Annotated in this window: 23 protein-coding genes; 19 read left to right on the forward strand and 4 right to left on the reverse strand. The window is 39.1% G+C overall.

Annotated elements, in window-relative coordinates:
• Positions 1-113: 113 nt before the first annotated feature.
• Positions 114-1,376: an IPT/TIG domain-containing protein gene (locus KKZ03_RS14740; protein WP_243217571.1), complete on the forward strand. Its 1,263-nt coding sequence runs from the start codon at positions 114-116 to the stop codon at positions 1,374-1,376.
• Between the two features lie 465 nt (positions 1,377-1,841).
• Here the strand turns inward: KKZ03_RS14740 and KKZ03_RS14745 are convergent, their stop codons facing one another.
• Positions 1,842-2,135, reverse strand: a complete 294-nt coding sequence (locus KKZ03_RS14745) for a hypothetical protein (RefSeq protein ID WP_243217572.1) — start codon at positions 2,133-2,135, stop codon at positions 1,842-1,844.
• Positions 2,136-2,256: 121 nt separating this feature from the next.
• On the opposite strand from KKZ03_RS14745, the gene KKZ03_RS14750 reads away from it, so the two are divergent.
• From KKZ03_RS14750 to KKZ03_RS14790, 9 genes are all read left to right on the forward strand, one after another.
• Positions 2,257-2,544: a hypothetical protein gene (locus KKZ03_RS14750; RefSeq protein ID WP_243217573.1), complete on the forward strand. Its 288-nt coding sequence runs from the start codon at positions 2,257-2,259 to the stop codon at positions 2,542-2,544.
• A gap of 86 nt (positions 2,545-2,630) precedes the next feature.
• Positions 2,631-2,942, forward strand: a complete 312-nt coding sequence (locus tag KKZ03_RS14755; RefSeq protein WP_243217574.1) for a hypothetical protein — start codon at positions 2,631-2,633, stop codon at positions 2,940-2,942.
• 6 nt (positions 2,943-2,948) lie between these two features.
• On the forward strand, positions 2,949-4,115 hold the full coding sequence (locus tag KKZ03_RS14760) for a phage/plasmid replication protein (RefSeq protein ID WP_243217575.1): 1,167 nt from the start codon (positions 2,949-2,951) through the stop codon (positions 4,113-4,115).
• Between the two features lie 16 nt (positions 4,116-4,131).
• On the forward strand, positions 4,132-4,461 hold the full coding sequence (locus KKZ03_RS14765; protein WP_243217576.1) for a hypothetical protein: 330 nt from the start codon (positions 4,132-4,134) through the stop codon (positions 4,459-4,461).
• Positions 4,462-4,464: 3 nt separating this feature from the next.
• Positions 4,465-4,695, forward strand: a complete 231-nt coding sequence (locus KKZ03_RS14770; RefSeq protein ID WP_243217577.1) for a hypothetical protein — start codon at positions 4,465-4,467, stop codon at positions 4,693-4,695.
• Between the two features lie 130 nt (positions 4,696-4,825).
• Positions 4,826-5,032: a hypothetical protein gene (locus KKZ03_RS14775; RefSeq protein WP_243217578.1), complete on the forward strand. Its 207-nt coding sequence runs from the start codon at positions 4,826-4,828 to the stop codon at positions 5,030-5,032.
• Positions 5,033-5,043: 11 nt separating this feature from the next.
• Positions 5,044-6,582 (forward strand): hypothetical protein, encoded by a 1,539-nt coding sequence (locus KKZ03_RS14780; RefSeq protein ID WP_243217579.1) that lies wholly within the window; start codon positions 5,044-5,046, stop codon positions 6,580-6,582.
• Positions 6,583-6,585: 3 nt separating this feature from the next.
• Entirely contained in the window at positions 6,586-6,867 is a 282-nt protein-coding gene (locus tag KKZ03_RS14785; RefSeq protein WP_243217580.1) for a DUF2523 family protein, read from the forward strand.
• Between the two features lie 5 nt (positions 6,868-6,872).
• A complete protein-coding gene (locus KKZ03_RS14790) occupies positions 6,873-7,991 on the forward strand; it encodes a zonular occludens toxin domain-containing protein (RefSeq protein WP_243217581.1) in 1,119 nt (372 codons plus the stop codon).
• 613 nt (positions 7,992-8,604) lie between these two features.
• Here KKZ03_RS14790 and KKZ03_RS14795 read toward each other — a convergent pair.
• Positions 8,605-8,898 (reverse strand): hypothetical protein, encoded by a 294-nt coding sequence (locus KKZ03_RS14795; protein WP_243217572.1) that lies wholly within the window; start codon positions 8,896-8,898, stop codon positions 8,605-8,607.
• A 121-nt stretch (positions 8,899-9,019) separates the two neighbouring features.
• Between KKZ03_RS14795 and KKZ03_RS14800 the strand changes: the two genes are divergently transcribed.
• The 9 genes from KKZ03_RS14800 (at position 9,020) to KKZ03_RS14840 (ending at position 14,749) form a co-directional block, all read left to right on the forward strand.
• Entirely contained in the window at positions 9,020-9,307 is a 288-nt protein-coding gene (locus tag KKZ03_RS14800; protein ID WP_243217573.1) for a hypothetical protein, read from the forward strand.
• Between the two features lie 86 nt (positions 9,308-9,393).
• Entirely contained in the window at positions 9,394-9,705 is a 312-nt protein-coding gene (locus tag KKZ03_RS14805; protein WP_243217574.1) for a hypothetical protein, read from the forward strand.
• Positions 9,706-9,711: 6 nt separating this feature from the next.
• A complete protein-coding gene (locus KKZ03_RS14810; protein WP_243217582.1) occupies positions 9,712-10,878 on the forward strand; it encodes a phage/plasmid replication protein in 1,167 nt (388 codons plus the stop codon).
• A 17-nt stretch (positions 10,879-10,895) separates the two neighbouring features.
• Positions 10,896-11,225: a hypothetical protein gene (locus tag KKZ03_RS14815; protein ID WP_243217583.1), complete on the forward strand. Its 330-nt coding sequence runs from the start codon at positions 10,896-10,898 to the stop codon at positions 11,223-11,225.
• A 3-nt stretch (positions 11,226-11,228) separates the two neighbouring features.
• Positions 11,229-11,459, forward strand: a complete 231-nt coding sequence (locus KKZ03_RS14820; RefSeq protein ID WP_243217577.1) for a hypothetical protein — start codon at positions 11,229-11,231, stop codon at positions 11,457-11,459.
• A 130-nt stretch (positions 11,460-11,589) separates the two neighbouring features.
• Complete coding sequence (locus tag KKZ03_RS14825; protein ID WP_243217584.1) at positions 11,590-11,796, forward strand: hypothetical protein; 207 nt, start codon at positions 11,590-11,592, stop codon at positions 11,794-11,796.
• A gap of 10 nt (positions 11,797-11,806) precedes the next feature.
• A complete protein-coding gene (locus KKZ03_RS14830) occupies positions 11,807-13,345 on the forward strand; it encodes a hypothetical protein (RefSeq protein WP_243217585.1) in 1,539 nt (512 codons plus the stop codon).
• A gap of 3 nt (positions 13,346-13,348) precedes the next feature.
• On the forward strand, positions 13,349-13,630 hold the full coding sequence (locus KKZ03_RS14835) for a DUF2523 family protein (protein ID WP_243217580.1): 282 nt from the start codon (positions 13,349-13,351) through the stop codon (positions 13,628-13,630).
• A 3-nt stretch (positions 13,631-13,633) separates the two neighbouring features.
• The gene (locus tag KKZ03_RS14840; protein ID WP_243217586.1) at positions 13,634-14,749 is read left to right on the forward strand and encodes a zonular occludens toxin domain-containing protein; all 1,116 of its coding nucleotides are present in this window, start codon (positions 13,634-13,636) and stop codon (positions 14,747-14,749) included.
• 1,313 nt (positions 14,750-16,062) lie between these two features.
• On the opposite strand, the gene KKZ03_RS14845 is transcribed toward KKZ03_RS14840, so the two are convergent.
• Together KKZ03_RS14845 and KKZ03_RS14850 are read right to left on the reverse strand one after the other, a co-directional pair.
• Positions 16,063-17,073 (reverse strand): NAD-dependent epimerase, encoded by a 1,011-nt coding sequence (locus tag KKZ03_RS14845; RefSeq protein ID WP_243217587.1) that lies wholly within the window; start codon positions 17,071-17,073, stop codon positions 16,063-16,065.
• 376 nt (positions 17,074-17,449) lie between these two features.
• A complete protein-coding gene (locus KKZ03_RS14850; protein ID WP_243217588.1) occupies positions 17,450-19,828 on the reverse strand; it encodes a FimV/HubP family polar landmark protein in 2,379 nt (792 codons plus the stop codon).
• Positions 19,829-19,884 lie beyond the last annotated feature (56 nt).

Below are 19,884 nucleotides of genomic sequence, written 5' to 3' on the forward strand. Positions count from 1 at the left end.
AAAATAAAAAGTACATAGTGGCGCTTTATTCCACAACCAACAACCTAAAAATAAATTGCTGGCTAGCTAACGAAAGAATATCGTTTGGCAACCGTTATAAGAGTACATAAAATATGACATCGTTAAAAATGAGATCCCTTTCATTGCTTGTTTTTTTTCTTCTTCCATCACTATGTCTTGGCGTTAACTGTGACGCATTTTTTTCAGATATACCAGGCCAGCATACCTGTGAAGTTAAATCCAATCAAACCTTAACTTATGTCGTAAAAGCCGGTAATGGTGGGACATGGGATTATGACAACCTGAAACAGCAATGTGTTGATCGAGATCGTCCAAAGGGTCTCGGTGCAAGAATTAAAGGTACTCTTCAGGTAAAAGGAGATCATATTCTTTATATTACTGTTGGTTCTTCTGGGGCAAATGGTTGTGAAACTGGTAGTGGCGGTGGCGGGGGCGGATATTCATCCATTTCCAGGTCAAGCTTTAATCAGAACCCCATGGTTGTTGCTGGCGGTGGCGGTGGGAATAGCTTCGGCTCCAGAGGCATTGGAGGCAATGGGGGGATTACCCCAGGAATCACTACAGGTGGATCTGGTGGGAATTATCCTGATGGTTTTGGATTGTCGGGTGGCCTCACGATCAATAAATATGGTCAAATAAATGCAGACATAAATTCTGGTGGACTGGGAGGAGTAGGTTTGACTGATGCTTATTCTGGTGGAGTCGGCGGGAATGTTAAGAGCATAGGCCAACATCCTCAACAGCCGGATAATACTGGCGCGGCCGGTGGTGGTGGCGGTTTTGGTGGTTTTGGTGCAGAGGGAGGTTATTATTACTATCAAGGTAATAATAGTGAATCCAAAATAGGGCCAGGGGGGCCAATCGATTTTTCTTCGGGCAAGTATTTTGGGGCAGGTGGGCAAGGCGGCAGTGGAGCTGGCGGCGGCGGCGGCGGATACGCTGGAGGAGGAGGAGGGGGCTCTAATGTTACTGATCCTCACCGTCAACGTTCAGGAACTGATAGTGCTGGAGGCGGTGGTGGCGGAAGTAGCTTAATGCTACCAGGAGGAATGGCAGTAAATTCTTCCAGTGCTCCAGTTGTGACTTTTTTACCTGCTCCAGTTGTTAATAGCATTAATCCAGCCACAGGGCCTGCATCGGGAGGAACTAAAATAAACCTTAAGGGTACAGGATTTATGCCTGATGCAAAAGTATGGATAGGTGGAGTTCTATGTGAATCTTTGGTATTTATTTCGCCAATTAACCTTACATGTATTACGGGGCAAAATTCAGTGAACGGATTTGACGTTGTCGTTACAAACCCGGATACACAGATAGGCTTAGGTGTTGGATTTTGGGGCGTAAAAATTTTTTAATATCATCAAGCGCGAAGTACTTACTGTCTACAAATATCAATTAGAGAACGATGTAAACAAAAAATCTGTATCTTCATGACCAAATTCTGTTTCTAATTGAAATCCCCACAGGGCACCTGTATTAAGATAACCTGAGATCCCAATAAGAAAATTGAAACCACTTCTTTAAAAAAATGAAAAAATATAATCTATTATAAAAATATTTATCGTAATTAAAGAAGTGGCCGAGCATAAATGTAACCAGAGTTAGAACTCGTTTAATTTATGAAAACGTAAATTATTACGCTGGTGGTTTATTAGCAAATTGCTGGCTATTCAAATGACTCTATAAAAGGAATGTTCAAAATCAAATAATCAGCTTATATAAACAACCTTACATAACTTCGCATAATTTACCTCTGCCTTATGTAGAAAAGCCCTCGTGGAAAATTGAATCTCTACGAGGGCTTTTTTGCATAAGGCGCATTATGCGAGGTTGTTATTTTTTCGTTCTTTTTCTTTTTCTTCTGCCAGTTTTAGCCACATTAGTTTTAATTCATTGTTTTCTGCTTTTAGTGCATTTGATACCGCTATTATTTCTATTGGATTTATTTTTAATGCTTCTGCAAGTCTTAGAGCGTTTTTTTCTGATACACCCTGTCCTTTTTGTATTTTTGACCATGCCTGTCTTTCCATTCCTATATAAGCCATTGTTTTATAATAGCTTTCTAGGTGATATTTTTCTTTTAATTCTTCTATGTAATTTACTATTGTTTTCATGAAATCATTGTAGTTTTGTAAATTACATTTAGCTATGTAATTTGATAAACACCATGTAGCTTGACAACCTACATTTTTTTATGTAATTTGCAAGCCTACATTTAAACATTGAGGGCAAACAATGAATATAAAACATACAGATTTACTACAAGATCAGGCTTGGTTATTGCTTTTAGCCATTAATAAAAAAGAAACTTCGTTATTTACTTTTCCTGAAGTTGATTTTACTTATTATTGTCGGCTTGATAGTGTTAATAAACGCGCTTACGCTCGTTGGACTCGTCGCTGTGTAACGCATTTAAAAGCGCTTGATAATCTTCATGCTTTAAATTTCCCTTTTTACCCTGGCGACTTTGCCCAGCCTTCTGTTTTGTCGTCCGGTGTTTTAGGACAGGGGGCTACTTTATGACTCGCCTTTGCTATTGGCATCCATCAGCAATCGCTTTAAAGCCTTTTTGTAACGTTACTTATTTATCAGATAAAGAAGCTAAGGCCATGTCTGATTTTGAAGAAACTCGGCTTTTTGAAAATCTGGATTTAATCAAAAAAGAGCTTCAACAAGAAATGCAGAGCCAAGCCGTTTGTGAATTGGACGAAGTCCAACACAACGGCTTGGTGTTAGATGTTAAAAAAGTCGTTTCTGATTGGTTGGCTTCACCTAAAAAGTATTATTTTTTTCGCTTTCGATCTGCCTTTCATTTTTCTGTAAAAATTCATCAAAACGGGTTTGGGTTCTGTTACACCCAAACTAGGGACGGACGTCCGTCCAAAATCGTCATTAATCGTGCCGAATTTTTACGGAAATAAGCAATCATGGACAACTTCTTTATTGATAAATTGAACGTTACACAAGATTATTTGCTTGATGGTCAACAATTACCATTTGTCGGTAAAGAAGGGTTTTACCGCTTTGACCTGGACACGGGCGAAACACAAAAAAATCCATTGATTTCTGATTTACGTCTTGAAGGTTCTTATTCATCAATGATAACCATCAAATGTGATGGTTTTCGGATCTCGGTTTATGGCAATCCGTCACGATGGGCACGAATGGATAACCTTTTTGGCTTAAAAACCTTTGAACAATGTATTGGTGTTTATAACCATATTTTAAAAGGTTTTGGCTTGCCTTTGTTAACCAAGTGTACTGGATTTACGTTTAAAGTTGCTCGGGACGGTGCGCGCAATATCAAAGTTTATAACGGTGCAATTATTAAGCATGTGGATTTTACGCGTAACCTTTCGGTTGGGCTTGGCAATGAAAAGTCGTTTATGAAAGCACTGTCTAGCCATTCAATCAATCGATCCATACAGCCGTATTTATACCCGAATGAAAATACCGTCGAATGGTACAGTAAAAATATACAGGGCAATGGCTCGACTTATCGCTATGTCAAAGTTTACTGCAAAACGACCGATTTATTAAAACATCAAAAAAAGCATTGCAAAGGGGGTAATGAACAGGATTATCAGTATTACGAGGATCTCTTACAGTACACCGTTAAAAACGGTGTAGTTCGTGAGGAACACAGTTTTAAACGCGAATATCTGGCGCGTAATGATTTATGCGCTTATGGACTGGTAAAAGAAGAAGATTTTAAAAAAGAGTTACAGGTCATTACTGAAATAAGACAACGCTTGGAGGTTTCCAAAATGTCATTTGAAACAATAGCAGACCAGCTAATCGAAGCCGCAATTTGTAAAAGTCGGCAATCTGCCAATGCTACACAATTTTATTATTCGTTGTGGTTGCATGGTGAGCCAATGATTCGCAATACGCAATTTAAAGTTCATAAAAAACGACTGTTACAGGTTGGCATTGATATTTCTCAAAAGCTGGATATTAGCCGTTCCCCGTTGCGGCTCAAGTCTTGCGATATTATCGAAGTAAAACAGCTTTCAATGCCTGATTGGTATCGAAAACCAAAAGTACCAACGCACGACTTTAACCCTAAAACCCCTTTGCGCTTAGTCGCTTAACACAGGATTTAAAACTATGTCTAACTTAAAAATTATTGAACTGATTGAAGATATTGACCCGTTGACTCGTGCGCCACGCATAAAAGTGCGTGCTCGGGAAACCAAGCCGCGCCAATTTGATATTAATTTAAAAAATGCGACGTCTGAACAAATTAACTTTTTAAAGCAAAACGTTGGTGCTGTGTTGTCGTTGCCAACGCAAGAATATTTTGCCAATGGCTCTTACGGTTTGTCTATGCGTGCTAACGATGAGGAGTTTTTTATTTTAAAGCCTGCTGACTCTGTCCAGGTGTCCAAACTGGTCGAAGTTGATCCGGTAAAAACGCCATTTAGTAAGGCTGGTTAATTTATGTCATCGGCTTTGAGTTGCTCTGTAGATTGGACGTTAAGCAATCCACCAACGTGCTCGGGTGTGCTTTCCAATATTCCTAGCTCATTGCCGTTTGACCCTTCTCAATTAGATCCGGTTGCTGTTGTTTCGGCTATGGCGTCCGGTGCGGCTGTGGTTTTTCCTGCTTATGCTGTGGCTTGGGGCGTTGCTCAAGTGATAAAAATGCTTTCCGGTGGTTCACATGGTTGATCTTTATTACTGGGTTTTTTTCTGTTTCGGTTGTCTATGGGCTGATTATTTTTGGAAGCTGTTTAAATGAATTTGGCTTTTGCCAAGAGCTTGTTGGTTGCTTTAACCATCACTATTTAGGATGTTTATCATGAAAAATTATTTAAAATTTGTTGCTGGTGCTGTTTTGGCTGTTTCTTCTGTTTCTGCTTTTGCTGTCGGCCCTGATTTTACCCCTTTAACTGCGGCGGTTGATTTTTCAACCGTTGGCACTGCTGTTCTTGCTATTGCGGCTTTGTTGGCGTTGCCTTTGGTCATTAAAAAGGGCGCTAAAATGGTTCTTTCTGCTATCAGATAAGGATTTTTATAATGAAGCGGCTGACATTGTTAAAATCTTTTTTGTGGGTCGCTTTATTATCCTGTTTTTCGTCTGTTGTTTTTGCTGATACTTATCCGGTTGTTTCTGGTTATCAATATTCAGCGTCTCCTATTCGTTCTACTCCTGTATCAGCTTGTTCTGATGTTGGTTTAGGCGGTTATCCGTTGGTTTTTCGTTGGAATCCATCTTCTAACAAAGCTTATCAACGTACTAATCAAAACTGTATGACTCCGTGGGCTGAAAATACACCTAATGATGAGCGCGCTTGGACACAAATAAATTCTGTTAATTCATGTCCTTCCGGTGGTACTGTTTCCGGTGCTAATTGTATTAATGCAACTCCTTGTGTTTCTCCACAAGTTCGTTCGCCATCTTCGCCTTATGCTTGTACTTCTCCGCCTGTCGTTGCTTGTCCCTCTGGTCAATATGCGCCTCCGGGATCTACTTCAACGGCTGCTTGTGTTGCGTCTCCAAATTGTAATAATACTTCACCAACGGACGGTAAGTTTTTTAATGTCAATACGGGGCAATGTGAAGTTTCTACCAATATTACGTTGTGCATTACTTCCGTTCCGGGATCTAATCCCACGAATTTTTATTGTCCTCCGGTTAATGATTGTTTGCCGGTTGCACAATCTTGTACTAATAACGCGGCTGATGTTCAAGCCGCGACTAATGCCCGATCTGCTGAAATTGCGGCTATTAAAGCTAATGCTGATGCTAAAAAATCTCAAGCTGATACCGAAGCGGCAACGGCCGCGTCTGCTCAATCAGCGAAGGTTAATTTAAAAGCGGCGGCTTTATCCGCGCAAAATTCAGCTAAAGCACAATCTGATTCTGTGGCGGCTAATACCGGATCAACGCCAAGTCAGATTTTGGCGGCGGCTCAAAATTACGCGGATGCTGTCAAAGATTATACGGCGGCGTTTGCCAAGTCTGCCAACTCATTATTGGCGGCGGTGGCGGCGCAAACTGCGGCGGCTGATGCCATGATTCATACTGATGCTATACCTTCGGCTAATCCCGGTAACGGCCAAGTTTATGGTGATATGGTTAATGATGACTTGATAAAAGCCATTATTGCGGCTGGCGATGCGGTAACCGGCTTAGGTTCTGGTACTGGAACGGGTCAGGGCGCAAGTGCTGGTACTTGTGAACAAACCAATACCTGTCCCGATTCGTTAGGCTTGGCTAAAGATACCACGCTAGGTGCAACTAATGGCAAGTTGGATGGTATAGCCAATGCGTTAAAAAAAGATACGGCGGCTTTTTCTGATACGCCTACGGTTCGTACTATTGGTGATTCAGTTGAGCTTGTTTCGGCAAAATTTAAATCTAAACTGCCAACGGTTATCTTTTCTGATGTTGCACCGGAATGTCCCATTTTTACTGAATTTATCCCGTTTATTAATGTGAATTTAACGATTGATGCTTTTTGCACGATGGATGATTTAATCAGGCCAACGTTGCAAGCGGTATCGTTATTTATTTATGCGTTGTTGGCTTTTTTAATCGTTTTGAGGGCTTGATTTATGCCAGATTTACACGCTTTTGGTGAATGGTTGCTATCGGTATTGCTGTATATTCCCCAAAAAATTATTGAGTTTATAACGGATGCCGTTATATCCGGTATTGATGCTATTTTTGCGGCGTGTACGGTTTGTGATTTTAGTCAACTATCCAGCAATTTAGCGGCGTTGCCAATCGCTACGCTGTTTATACTGGGTTGGTTCAAAATTGGTACCGGCTTGACCATTATTACTTCTGCTTATCTTGTCCGGTTCTTGATTCGTAGATTACCGTTTATTGGTTAATCTTTATGGCTATTCAATATTTTTGTGGTCGTCCTGGATCTGGTAAAAGTTACGGTGTCATTGAAAACGTGCTTTTACCGGCCTTAACGCTTGGCCGTCCAATTTATACTAATATCCCGTTAAACTTGGTGGCTATTTCTGAGGATTACCCGGATACCTTTGCCGGGATCTCTGTTTTTACCAATGATGATATGGATGATTCAGCAAGCCCAGGTGATTTTTTGATGACCATACCAGGCGGTGCAGTCATTATTATTGATGAATGTTGGCGTTGGTGGTCTTCTGGTGTAAAAGTTACCGATATTCCTAAATTGGATAAAGAATTTTTCGCCGAACATCGGCACAAAGTAGGCGAGGGCGGCTTAACCCAAGAAATAGTGTTAGTTTCTCAAGCGCCTAGTCAAATCGCTAAATACTTACGGGATCTGATAGACCAAACCGTTTTAACGATCAAAAATAATGCGGCTGGATCGTCTAAAACTTTTACGGTTAAGATTTACTCTGCCTGTATCCCTTCCATTGATAGACCAGGTGAACCGCAATCATCCGGTTTAGGCACGTATAAGCCTAATATTTATAAGTATTACCAATCGCACACTAAAAGTGAAACGGGCTTACCTGGTATTGAAATAAGAGCAGATAAACGGCTTAATGTCTGGAATCATTGGTATATAAAATATGTTGCTCCGGTTATTTTACTGGGTGCTATTTGGGGCGCTTATACGTTTTATGATCTTTATCATAATAACCCTTACGCTAAACCCAAGCCTGTTTCAGTTCAAGCGCCTGTTATTCCTGTAGCCCCTGTTTATCAGTCTGTTCCAGGCACAGTGCAAACGGCGGTTATTTTGCCAATTGTTCAGGCGGTTATTTATTCTAAACGTTACCGGATAGCAGGGACGGCATTATTTGACGGACGATTGAAGGTTTATATACATGATGCAACTACTAAGCATTTGCGTATCATGAACGCGGTAAACTGCAAAACAGGTGATTTTAACGACACTGAGTGCAAGATAGACGGCGAGCTGGTGACTGTTTACTCTGGAACAAGAGAAACTGAAAAGAAGGAAAAAAGCTTTACTGACATTGCGCCAACGGTTCAACTACAAGCTTCAAATTAAAATTATATATTTTATAATAAATCAATACACCATTTATCATGCCAATAAATTAATTTAAAACACGATCAAAAACATATAGTTATAGAAAGTCAAGTATTATTTTAATGTCATGTATTGCGGTTAAGATTTTTAATAAAATTTATTTTATTAAAGAAATGCAACAATTCATTAATGTTGTACTCTGTCAGTGTAATTTTTAAGTGCCGTCCAAATACGCAATTTATCAAATATCAGATTTCCCCCATTGGGGGCATGGGGGGTTACCCTGCGAAAGCTTGGAGCGATAGCGACAACACAAAATAAAAGTAGGTGATGTTGTTGTGTTTGTCGATAACACGAGGCTTTCACACGACCAAGCCTACTTTTCACTAATGACTGTTTTCTATGTCCGGCTGTTTCACATCGTTGATCTGTGTAGTGTATGCGGAGCATAACGGCTCACAGTCTGATGTTTATTATTGACAATTAAAGTAACGTTACTAAAACCTATAAACAAGTTGATATTGAGGACTAAAGCCCCGTCTTTCAACTTCGCATAATTTACCTCTGCCTTATGTAGAAAAGCCCTCGTGGAAAATTGAATCTCTACGAGGGCTTTTTTGCATAAGGCGCATTATGCGAGGTTGTTATTTTTTCGTTCTTTTTCTTTTTCTTCTGCCAGTTTTAGCCACATTAGTTTTAATTCATTGTTTTCTGCTTTTAGTGCATTTGATACCGCTATTATTTCTATTGGATTTATTTTTAATGCTTCTGCAAGTCTTAGAGCGTTTTTTTCTGATACACCCTGTCCTTTTTGTATTTTTGACCATGCCTGTCTTTCCATTCCTATATAAGCCATTGTTTTATAATAGCTTTCTAGGTGATATTTTTCTTTTAATTCTTCTATGTAATTTACTATTGTTTTCATGAAATCATTGTAGTTTTGTAAATTACATTTAGCTATGTAATTTGATAAACACCATGTAGCTTGACAACCTACATTTTTTTATGTAATTTGCAAGCCTACATTTAAACATTGAGGGCAAACAATGAATATAAAACATACAGATTTACTACAAGATCAGGCTTGGTTATTGCTTTTAGCCATTAATAAAAAAGAAACTTCGTTATTTACTTTTCCTGAAGTTGATTTTACTTATTATTGTCGGCTTGATAGTGTTAATAAACGCGCTTACGCTCGTTGGACTCGTCGCTGTGTAACGCATTTAAAAGCGCTTGATAATCTTCATGCTTTAAATTTCCCTTTTTACCCTGGCGACTTTGCCCAGCCTTCTGTTTTGTCGTCCGGTGTTTTAGGACAGGGGGCTACTTTATGACTCGCCTTTGCTATTGGCATCCATCAGCAATCGCTTTAAAGCCTTTTTGTAACGTTACTTATTTATCAGATAAAGAAGCTAAGGCCATGTCTGATTTTGAAGAAACTCGGCTTTTTGAAAATCTGGATTTAATCAAAAAAGAGCTTCAACAAGAAATGCAGAGCCAAGCCGTTTGTGAATTGGACGAAGTCCAACACAACGGCTTGGTGTTAGATGTTAAAAAAGTCGTTTCTGATTGGTTGGCTTCACCTAAAAAGTATTATTTTTTTCGCTTTCGATCTGCCTTTCATTTTTCTGTAAAAATTCATCAAAACGGGTTTGGGTTCTGTTACACCCAAACTAGGGACGGACGTCCGTCCAAAATCGTCATTAATCGTGCCGAATTTTTACGGAAATAAGCAATCATGGACAACTTCTTTATTGATAAATTGAACGTTACACAAGATTATTTGCTTGATGGTCAACAATTACCATTTGTCGGTAAAGAAGGGTTTTACCGCTTTGACCTGGACACGGGCGAAACACAAAAAAATCCATTGATTTCTGATTTACGTCTTGAAGGTTCTTATTCATCAATGATAACCATCAAATGTGATGGTTTTCGGATCTCGGTTTATGGCAATCCGTCACGATGGGCACGAATGGATAACCTTTTTGGCTTAAAAACCTTTGAACAATGTATTGGTGTTTATAACCATATTTTAAAAGGTTTTGGCTTGCCTTTGTTAACCAAGTGTACTGGATTTACGTTTAAAGTTGCTCGGGACGGTGCGCGCAATATCAAAGTTTATAACGGTGCAATTATTAAGCATGTGGATTTTACGCGTAACCTTTCGGTTGGGCTTGGCAATGAAAAGTCGTTTATGAAAGCACTGTCTAGCCATTCAATCAATCGATCCATACAGCCGTATTTATACCCGAATGAAAATACCGTCGAATGGTACAGTAAAAATATACAGGGCAATGGCTCGACTTATCGCTATGTCAAAGTTTACTGCAAAACTACAGATTTATTAAAACATCAAAAAAAGCACTGCAAAGGGGGCACTGAGCAAGATTATCAATATTATGAGGATCTCTTACAGTACACCGTTAAAAACGGTGTAGTTCGTGAAGAACACAGTTTTAAACGCGAATATCTGGCGCGTAATGATTTATGTGCTTATGGATTGGTAAAAGAAGAGGATTTTAAAAAAGAACTACAGGTCATTACTGAAATTAGACAACGCTTGGAGGTTTCCAAAATGTCATTTGAAACAATAGCAGACCAGTTATTAGAAACAAAAATATGCACTAATCGGCAATCAGCCAATGCTACACAAATGCACTATTTAATGTGGCTTCATGGCGAGCCTATGGTTCGTAATACGCAATTTAAAGTACACAAAAAACGACTTTTGCAAGTCGGGATTGATATATCTCAAAAGCTGGATATTAGTCGTGCTCCGTTGCGGCTCAAGTCTTGCGATATTATCGAAGTAAAACAGCTTTCAATGCCTGATTGGTATCGAAAACCAAAAGTACCAACGCACGACTTTAACCCTAAAACCCCTTTGCGCTTAGTCGCCTAAATCAAGGATTTAAAACTATGTCTAACTTAAAAATTATTGAACTGATCGAAGATATTGACCCGTTGACCCGTGCGCCAAGGATAAAAGTGCGTGCTCGGGAAACCAAGCCGCGCCAATTTGATATTAATTTAAAAAATGCAACGGCTGAACAAATCAACTTTTTAAAGAAAAACGTTGGTGCTGTGTTGTCGTTACCAACGCAAGAATATTTTGCTAATGGCTCTTACGGTTTGTCTATGCGTGCTAACGATGAGGAGTTTTTTATTTTAAAGCCTGCTGACTCTGTCCAGGTGTCCAAACTGGTCGAAGTTGATCCGGTAAAAACGACATTTAGTAAGGCTGGTTAATTTATGTCATCGGCTTTGAGTTGCTCTGTAGATTGGACGTTAAGCAATCCACCAACGTGCTCGGGTGTGCTTTCCAATATTCCTAGCTCATTGCCGTTTGACCCTTCGCAATTAGATCCGGTTGCTGTCGTTTCGGCTATGGCGTCCGGTGCGGCTGTGGTTTTTCCTGCTTATGCTGTGGCTTGGGGCGTTGCTCAAGTGATAAAAATGCTTTCCGGTGGTTCACATGGTTGATCTTTATTACTGGGTTTTTTTCTGCTTCGGTTGTCTGTGGGCTGATTATTTTTGGAAGTTGTTTAAATGAATTTGGCTTTTGCCAAGAGCTTGTTGGTTGCTTTAACCATCACTATTTAGGATGTTTATCATGAAAAATTATTTAAAATTTGTTGCTGGTGCTGTTTTGGCTGTTTCTTCTGTTTCTGCTTTTGCTGTCGGCCCTGATTTTAGTACATTAACTGCTGCGGTTGATTTTTCAACTGTTGGCACTGCTGTTTTGGCTATTGCCGCGCTTTTGGCGTTACCTTTGGTCATTAAAAAGGGCGCAAAAATGGTTCTTTCTGCTATTAAATAGGCTGATACTAATGAAGCGGCTTACATTGTTAAAATCTTTTTTGTGGGTCGCTTTATTATCCTTTTTTTCGTCGTTTGTTTTTGCTGATACTTATCCGGTTGTTTCTGGTTATCAATATTCAGCGTCTCCTGTTCGTTCTACTCCTGTATCAGCTTGTTCTGATGTTGGCCTAGGCGGTTATCCCTTGGTTTTTCGTTGGAATCCATCATCTAATAAATCTTATCAACGTACTAATCAAAACTGTATGACCCCGTGGGCTGAAAATACACCAAATGATGAGCGTGCGTGGACACAAATAAATTCTGTTAATTCATGCCCTTCTGGTGGTACTGTTTCCGGTGCTAATTGTATTAATGCAACTCCTTGTGTTTCTCCACAAGTGCGTTCGTCAACTTCCCCTTATGCGTGTACTTCTCCGCCTGTTGTTGCTTGTCCTTCTGGTCAATATGCACCTTCGGGATCTACTTCAACGGCTTCATGTGTTTCTGCTCCAAATTGCAACGATTCATCGCCAACGGACGGTAAGTTTTTTAATGTCAATACGGGGCAATGTGAAGTTTCAACAGATATAACCTTGTGTATTACCTCGGTTCCGGGATCTACTCCCACTAATTTTTATTGTCCTCCCGTTAACGATTGTTTACCGGCAGAACAATCTTGTTCTAACAACGCGGCTGATGTTCAAGCCGCGACTAATGCCCGATCTGCTGAAATTGCGGCTATTAAAGCAACTGCTGACGCTAAAAAATTACAAGCGGATACTGAATCAGCAACGGCCGCGTCTGCTCAATCTGCTAAGGTTAATTTAAAAGCGGCGGCTTTATCTGCGCAAAATTCAGCTAAAGCACAATCTGATTCTGTGGCGGCCAATACCGGATCAACGCCAAGTCAGATCTTGGCGGCGGCTCAAAATTATGCGGATGCTGTCAAAGATTATACGGCGGCGTTTGCCAAGTCTGCCAACTCACTATTGGCGGCGGCGGCGGCGCAAACTGCGGCAGGTGATGCCATGAACCATGCCAACGCTATCCCGGCTGAGAATCCCGGTAACGGTCAAGTTTATGGCGATATGGTTAACGATGATCTTGTAAGGGCTATTATTGCGGCTGGCGATGCCGTATCAGGTTTAGGATCTGGTACGGGAACGGGTCAGGGCGCAAGTGCCGGTACTTGTGAGCAAACTAATACCTGTCCCGATTCGTTAGGCTTGGCTAAAGATACCACGCTAGGTGCAACTAATGGCAAGTTGGATGGTATAGCCAATGCGTTAAAAAAAGATACGGCGGCTTTTTCTGATACACCTACGGTTCGTACTATTGGTGATTCAGTTGGGCTTGTTTCGGCAAAATTTAAATCTAAACTGCCAACGGTTATCTTTTCTGATGTTGCACCGGAATGTCCCATTTTTACTGAATTTATCCCGTTTATTAATGTGAATTTAACGATTGATGCTTTTTGCACGATGGATGATTTAATCAGGCCAACGTTGCAAGCGGTATCGTTATTTATTTATGCGTTGTTGGCTTTTTTAATCGTTTTGAGGGCTTGATTTATGCCAGATTTACACGCTTTTGGTGAATGGTTGCTATCGGTATTGCTGTATATACCTCAAAAAATTATCGAGTTTATAACGGATGCCGTTATATCCGGTATTGATGCTATTTTTGCGGCTTGTACTGTTTGTGATTTTAGTCAACTATCCAGCAATTTAGCGGCGTTGCCAATCGCTACGCTGTTTATACTGGGTTGGTTCAAAATTGGTACCGGCTTGACCATTATTACTTCTGCTTATCTTGTCCGGTTCTTGATTCGTAGATTACCGTTTATTGGTTAATGTATGGCTATTCAATATTTTTGTGGTCGTCCGGGATCTGGTAAAAGTTATGGTGTCATTGAAAACGTGCTTTTACCCGCGTTAACGCTTGGCCGTCCAATTTATACTAATATCCCGTTAAACTTGGTGGCTATTTCTGAGGATTACCCGGATACCTTTGCCGGGATCTCTGTTTTTACCAATGATGATATGGATGATTCTGCAAGCCCAGGTGATTTCTTGATGACCATACCAGGCGGTGCAGTCATTATTATTGATGAATGTTGGCGTTGGTGGTCGTCTGGTGTAAAAGTTACCGATATTCCTAAATTGGATAAAGAGTTTTTCGCCGAACATCGGCACAAAGTAGGCGAGGGCGGCTTAACACAAGAAATAGTGTTAGTTTCTCAAGCGCCTAGTCAAATCGCTAAATACTTACGGGATCTGATAGACCAAACCGTTTTAACGATCAAAAATAACGCGGCTGGATCTTCTAAAACATTTACTGTTAAGATTTACTCCGCGTGTATTCCTTCGATTGATAGACCCGGCGAAGCACAAACAACAGGTCTTGGTACTTACAAGCCAGCGATTTATAAATATTACCAATCCCATACCAAGAGTGAAACTGGTTTACCAGGTATCGAGATTAGAGCTGATAAAAGGCTCAGTGTTTGGAATCATTGGTATATTCGCTACGTTGCCCCGGTTATTTTAGTTGGTGCTATTTGGGGCGCTTATACGTTTTATGATCTTTATCATAATAACTCTTACGCTAAACCCAAGTCTGTTTCAGTTCAAGCGCCTGCCAGTCCTGCCAGTCCTGTTTATCCGTCTGTTCCAAGTAATACACAAGCGGTTATTGTTCCAGTCGTCCAGGCGGTTGTTTATTCTAAACGCTACCGTATAGCCGGTACGGCTATATTTAATGGACGGTTGAAAGTTTATATACATGATGCGACTACTAAGCATTTGCGTACCATGAACGCTGTAAACTGTAAAACAGGCGATTTTAACGAGACTGAGTGCAAGATAGACGGCGAGCTGGTGACTGTTTACTCTGGAACAAGGGAGGCTGAAAAGAAGGAAAAAAGCTTTACTGACATTGCGCCAACTGTGCAACTTCAAGCGTCAAATTAAGTGTAATAAATTATGATAATTATCGTAATTACATAATTATCATAAATACATTTTCAAGTGTAATCTTAAAAAAATCATAGATTTTATTATAAAGCAATACATCTAATTTCATGCCAAATTAATTAATTATTGAAAATAAATAAAAACTCCACCGCAAAACCCTTACCAACTTTGCAATTTTTAGAAAACAAATACCATTTATTTATTTATCAAAATATAGGTTTTTAACTACAAATTAAGTCAATTTATAAGATTTTTTAGGTTAATTGCTACATAAAACAGCATATTTATAGATATTTTAGGGATTTACTAACACAGTAAAAAACTGATAATCTATGCCAAAATATTCAGTTATTAAAAATAAATAAAAACTCCATGGCAAAACCCTTGCCAACTTTGCAATTTTTAGAAAATAAATATTTTCCAGAAAACCCCGAAAAACCTCACTTTCGTTTTGTTCAAAAAAATCGGTTTCACATCAGCCAATTTATCAGATGTCAGATCCACCCCTTAGGGGCAAGGGGGTTACCCTGCGAAAGCTTGGAGCGATAGCGACAACACAAAACAAAAGTAGGTCATCTTCTTGTGTTTGTTGTTATTACAGTCTTTCACACGATCAAGCCTACTTTTCACTATATATTGTTTTAAATAGTCGTGATATTTCATACCAGGTATTAAAAAGTGTATGCGAAGCATAACGGCTCACAGTCTGATGTTTATTATTGACAATTAAAGTAACGTTACTAAAACCTATAAACAAGTTGATATTGAGGACTAAAGCCCCGTCTTTCAACTTCGCATAATGTATATTATGTTAAATTAATGATTATTTGCTGATTATGTTCCAACACAAAACACCCGCCCTGTTACTGGGTATAATCAGCTTAAAAATTATTCGTTCGTAAAAATGCTTCAAATATTAACACTCAATGTTCAAGTTTTTAATTCTTGATTATAGAGAATCCTGTTGAATCAAGCCTTACAGCCATGATTAAGATCATGTGGCACTTGAGTCTATTGAGGAAAGTACCTTGATTTATCTGGGTTCGTCCCAGTCAAGCTAAAAAAACTTGAACATCGAGTAACAGTGACTAAATGGATAAACTGTAATTATGCAAACCACTTTAATGTTGATAAACCCGGAGTCACAAAAAGTCCTGACCTTACTTATAAAGTATGAACCATATAGGCCTTTGTTTAAGTGGGCTAACATATCACCTGCTAAACAAGTTTTTGCTGCACCAGCGCCAAGGAACTGTCGGTTGGTGCGTTCTTAATTACTTCTACAGTTTTATAGCCTTGTAAATCATTTTTTAACTGATCTTGTAAAAACGTCTATACCATTCAACAAAATTGCTGATACCCGTTTCCAGTAACATGTTCGGCTTATAGCCTAAATCATTGACTAAATCAGCAACGTCAGCATAAGTATCCGGAACATCTCCTGGTTGTAAGGGTAATAAATTCTTTATAGCCTGTTTACCTAAACATTTTTCCAGTGTTTCAATAAACGTTAAAAGATTAACCGGAGTATTGTTACCTATATTATAGATACGGTACGGCGCAAGACTGCTAGCAGGATCAGGATGATTACCGCTCCAGTCAACATTTGGCTGTGCCGGTTTATCAAGCACTCTAATAATACCTTCAACAATATCATCTATATAAGTAAAATCCCGACGATGATTACCATAATTAAAGACATCAATGGGTTTACCTTCAAGAATATTACGGGTAAACATGAATAAGGACATATCCGGCCTTCCCCAAGGTCCATAAACAGTAAAAAAACGCAAGCCCGTTGTCGGCAATTGATAAAGATGACTATAAGTATGTGCCATCAATTCATTTGATTTTTTGGTGGCAGCATAAAGAGAAACCGGATGATCAACGTTGTCATGAGTAGAAAACGGCATCTTGGTATTAGCACCATAAACAGAGCTTGACGATGCATAGGCCAAATGTTCTACAGAATTATGTCGACATCCTTCTAATATATTGATAAAGCCAATAATGTTGGAATCTATATAAGCATGAGGATTTGTTATTGAATATCTGACCCCTGCTTGAGCGGCGAGATGCATAACTTTCTGAAATTTTTCATGGCTAAAAAGCTCATGTACTGCAGTTCTATCTGAGATATCCAGTTTTATAAATTTAAATCTTTCATAGTTACTTAACTGTTCCAACCTTGCTAATTTTAAATTTACATCATAGTAATCATTAAGGTTATCTATTCCTACAACTTCATCCCCGCGTTCTAATAAACGAATAGCCAGTGCGGAACCTATAAATCCAGCGGCTCCTGTTACTAATACTTTCAAAAAATGCTCCTAAATTTTATAAGACTAAAAACGAAATAATTGAAAGATCAAAATCCTCTCGTTTTAGCTATGATTTCTGCCAATTGTTTTTTGGCCTGTTTTATAACCCGATTTACCACTTAATTCAAGTGCTTGTTTAATTTGAACAATGAAGAAACATCCCTTTGGGATGAAGCCAAAGATTGGGAAGAGGTCTGCATCCCCTCTCCAATCCGCGCCCGATAAAGCAACGTCGCTTCGCTTGTTGCAGGACGCTCCATTCCGCCTAAAGGCCGAGGTTTAAACCAGCAAGGAAGAAGGAAGATTGAGTAATATTTAAGTTGGTATTGCCACTTTTAATATAAGCAATACTTAAATGCAGGAAAATTCGGTGACGTCACTCTTTTAAAATAGTGTATTTTTGTTGTTCATTCGTATCTTTTTCAGGTACATCACAAGCCACTCCTCTGGCGGCATCGCTGTGATTCATATCATTATACGTTTTTGCCAAATTGAGTTTCGTTTCTATTTCATCCCTATCAGCCAGGTTATCCTGCTCAACAACATTATCTTTATGTGAACCGGTTTTAGCCTTACCTAAATAAAAATTTTCATCAAGCAGGTTATTGCCAAAATCACGATCAAAATCAAATGATTTAACCGAGACTTCTTCAATAGAAGGGAGATTTTTATCGGACAAATTTATAACGCCGCTATCATTTTCTTGATAATCATTTATTTTAGTTGTACTGGACTCATCGTTAAAATCTAATGATTCAAATTCAATGTTTTCTTTAATATCTTCGGCCATCGACCCTGCATTTTTTAAAGACTCATTTGAATCTTCGGTTTTTATTGTATTAGGACTTTGGTTAAAATCAATACTGTCATTAATTGACCGTTTATCAACAACGCTATCTGAATCTGAAATAAAATCAAAATCCAATAAATTATCGGGTGCTTTGTGAAGACTATCTTTACCGCCATCATTCATATTTTCAAAAGATGACACGAAGGGGGCTTTTATAGGCTTTTTTTCCAGGCTTGTTTTTTCTTGCAGTGCTTCAGCCTCGATTTCAGAAAAAAACAATGCTGAATCTTTACAAAGTTCATGGCCCATTTCACTCACTGCCAACCAAAATTCAGCATTATTTTTCTTACCGATTTTAGCTAATTCGTTGGCATAGGTTTCAAAAGCATGTTTATTTTTGTTCAAATAAAATATTTTCAGCAATTTTAATTTATATTCATCACGATTGGGTTGGTCTTTAATAACCTCACGCATAATTTCTTCTGCTTGTTGATAACGCCCATAGGCCAAATAAACGTCAGCTTCGGAAACAAGATCAATATCACCCTGATAGTTATCAGAAGTATCAGAATTACCAAAGGTAATTTCACTGAAAAAAGGATGTTTACCATCTTCATCAGTATTTTTTGCACTTTCTTTTTCATTGGCTGTAGAAAAAATTGAAGTAAAATCAGGTGCTTTAGCTATGTTCATAGCAGCGAAGGTATTTTGGCTATTAAGCTCGCGTTTTTTCCACCAAAACCATCCCAGTAAAGATACCCCCGCTGTACCAATCCCCCACCATAGATAATGGGTATTTGTTGATGGCATTACTTCGCGTTTTACTTCCAGCAATGGTTTGGTAACGGGTTGAATGGGTTGTTGATTTGTTGAATTAATAAGATTGGTTTGTTCTGGCGTTGATTTTTCTTGAAACTGGCTTTGTAACGCAGCCAGTTGCTGGTTTTTTACGGCCAGTATTTGTTGCATCGTAGCCAGTTGCTTTTCAAGTTCGGTGACTTTAGTTTGTAACGCAACATTGATAGTTTCTTTATTAATGGTCGGAGTTGTTAGTTCATCAACTTGTTTTTTTGCGATTACCGGCTCATTTATTGGCGCTATAGTTGCGTTTTCATGGATATTTTCTTCTGTAGGAGCAGTTAAGGTTAACTGCTTTTCGGGTGTTTCTTTTTTAGCGGGTTCCGGTGTAACAACAGCAGCGGATTTTAAACGCTCTTGCCAAGATTTTTTGTGTCGGTTGAATTCAGCTAAAGCCTGTTTTTGTGAATACTTTAAAATACTTTCCCGCTCTGGAATTTTTAGCGTTTTTCCTGTCACCAAGGCATTCATGTTTTCCTTGTTAAATGCATCAGGGTTTGTTTCGTACAAGGCTAGCATCATTTGTTCTACAGAAACGCCTGATTGTTTACCGGCATTTTCTGCAACTTTCCAAAGTGTATCATTTTTATTGGTGGGCCCATAACTAACTGCCCCACTGGTAGTTGGTTCATATTGAGAGTTATCAAGCTGTTCAGATTGGTAGCTCTCAAGATTATCCTGTGTAAAAACATGTGGCTTTTTATAAGCTGCCGGAGGATCCAGCAGCACTGTAAATTCTCGATACAAACTACCTTTGGACCAATTCACCTCAAGCAGAAAATTCAGGAAAGGTTCTTTAACGACTTCTCTTGAACTAAGTTTTATGATGACTGAATCATTAGCACCGATTATTATTGCCAATTTTATTTTTGACAAGAAAGGGGTCCAGGGAATGCCTGCCTCATCAAACTTGTCAGGCGGTGCTAAATTAACTTTTATGTCGGCGGCTTTATCACCTGTTGATAGTACCAATGAAATGTCAGCATCCAGATTTTGATTAAGTGCAGAATGTAATTTAATTCCACCAATACCTAACGGATATCCACTGGCCGGAGCCAGTAAAGATAATAACGCTAAAAGCTTGGCTAAATTGTACGAATGACTCATTTTAAACCTGTTTATTGCTACAGCCTCATATTTCAACCATCAAATACAGCGTTAAT

The organism is Methylobacter sp. S3L5C, from assembly GCF_022788635.1.
Lineage (GTDB): Bacteria > Pseudomonadota > Gammaproteobacteria > Methylococcales > Methylomonadaceae > Methylobacter_C.

What these genes read in the sequence shown, in the direction of transcription:
- KKZ03_RS14775 (WP_243217578.1), top strand. Translation starts at nt 4,826, where the DNA reads ATGAAAAATTATTTAAAATTTGTTGCTGGTGCTGTTTTGGCTGTTTCT.
- KKZ03_RS14850 (WP_243217588.1), bottom strand. Translation starts at nt 19,828, where the DNA reads ATGAGTCATTCGTACAATTTAGCCAAGCTTTTAGCGTTATTATCTTTA.
- KKZ03_RS14755 (WP_243217574.1), top strand. Translation starts at nt 2,631, where the DNA reads ATGTCTGATTTTGAAGAAACTCGGCTTTTTGAAAATCTGGATTTAATC.
- KKZ03_RS14795 (WP_243217572.1), bottom strand. Translation starts at nt 8,898, where the DNA reads ATGAAAACAATAGTAAATTACATAGAAGAATTAAAAGAAAAATATCAC.
- KKZ03_RS14820 (WP_243217577.1), top strand. Translation starts at nt 11,229, where the DNA reads ATGTCATCGGCTTTGAGTTGCTCTGTAGATTGGACGTTAAGCAATCCA.
- KKZ03_RS14830 (WP_243217585.1), top strand. Translation starts at nt 11,807, where the DNA reads ATGAAGCGGCTTACATTGTTAAAATCTTTTTTGTGGGTCGCTTTATTA.
- KKZ03_RS14770 (WP_243217577.1), top strand. Translation starts at nt 4,465, where the DNA reads ATGTCATCGGCTTTGAGTTGCTCTGTAGATTGGACGTTAAGCAATCCA.
- KKZ03_RS14815 (WP_243217583.1), top strand. Translation starts at nt 10,896, where the DNA reads ATGTCTAACTTAAAAATTATTGAACTGATCGAAGATATTGACCCGTTG.
- KKZ03_RS14835 (WP_243217580.1), top strand. Translation starts at nt 13,349, where the DNA reads ATGCCAGATTTACACGCTTTTGGTGAATGGTTGCTATCGGTATTGCTG.
- KKZ03_RS14760 (WP_243217575.1), top strand. Translation starts at nt 2,949, where the DNA reads ATGGACAACTTCTTTATTGATAAATTGAACGTTACACAAGATTATTTG.
- KKZ03_RS14840 (WP_243217586.1), top strand. Translation starts at nt 13,634, where the DNA reads ATGGCTATTCAATATTTTTGTGGTCGTCCGGGATCTGGTAAAAGTTAT.
- KKZ03_RS14790 (WP_243217581.1), top strand. Translation starts at nt 6,873, where the DNA reads ATGGCTATTCAATATTTTTGTGGTCGTCCTGGATCTGGTAAAAGTTAC.
- KKZ03_RS14750 (WP_243217573.1), top strand. Translation starts at nt 2,257, where the DNA reads ATGAATATAAAACATACAGATTTACTACAAGATCAGGCTTGGTTATTG.
- KKZ03_RS14825 (WP_243217584.1), top strand. Translation starts at nt 11,590, where the DNA reads ATGAAAAATTATTTAAAATTTGTTGCTGGTGCTGTTTTGGCTGTTTCT.
- KKZ03_RS14745 (WP_243217572.1), bottom strand. Translation starts at nt 2,135, where the DNA reads ATGAAAACAATAGTAAATTACATAGAAGAATTAAAAGAAAAATATCAC.
- KKZ03_RS14785 (WP_243217580.1), top strand. Translation starts at nt 6,586, where the DNA reads ATGCCAGATTTACACGCTTTTGGTGAATGGTTGCTATCGGTATTGCTG.
- KKZ03_RS14765 (WP_243217576.1), top strand. Translation starts at nt 4,132, where the DNA reads ATGTCTAACTTAAAAATTATTGAACTGATTGAAGATATTGACCCGTTG.
- KKZ03_RS14800 (WP_243217573.1), top strand. Translation starts at nt 9,020, where the DNA reads ATGAATATAAAACATACAGATTTACTACAAGATCAGGCTTGGTTATTG.
- KKZ03_RS14805 (WP_243217574.1), top strand. Translation starts at nt 9,394, where the DNA reads ATGTCTGATTTTGAAGAAACTCGGCTTTTTGAAAATCTGGATTTAATC.
- KKZ03_RS14780 (WP_243217579.1), top strand. Translation starts at nt 5,044, where the DNA reads ATGAAGCGGCTGACATTGTTAAAATCTTTTTTGTGGGTCGCTTTATTA.
- KKZ03_RS14740 (WP_243217571.1), top strand. Translation starts at nt 114, where the DNA reads ATGACATCGTTAAAAATGAGATCCCTTTCATTGCTTGTTTTTTTTCTT.
- KKZ03_RS14810 (WP_243217582.1), top strand. Translation starts at nt 9,712, where the DNA reads ATGGACAACTTCTTTATTGATAAATTGAACGTTACACAAGATTATTTG.